Annotated in this window: 1 protein-coding gene; it reads left to right on the forward strand. The window is 66.1% G+C overall.

Annotation, left to right across the window (positions count from 1 at the left end):
• Nucleotides 1-236, forward strand: a 236-nt coding sequence (locus tag R0J92_RS26515; protein WP_411053879.1) for a substrate-binding domain-containing protein, incomplete at both ends; no start/stop codon positions are given.

Below are 236 nucleotides of genomic sequence, written 5' to 3' on the forward strand. Positions count from 1 at the left end.
TTTCGTCATCGTGGGCCCCGCCGCAGACCCGGCAAGCGTCGGTGGCATGGATGATGTGCAGGGTGCATTGTCGAAGCTCTCCGACTCCGAGGCGCTGTTTGCCTCGCGCGGGGACGATTCCGGCACCCATAAGAAAGAGGTCGCGCGCTGGGCTGATGCGGGCTTCGATCCTGCGACCGGATCCGGTGACGGGTACCGCGAGACCGGCTCCGGCATGGTCGCGACGCTTAAGGCAG

The organism is Tritonibacter sp. SIMBA_163 (genome assembly GCF_046535935.1).
Taxonomy (GTDB): domain Bacteria; phylum Pseudomonadota; class Alphaproteobacteria; order Rhodobacterales; family Rhodobacteraceae; genus Epibacterium; species Epibacterium scottomollicae.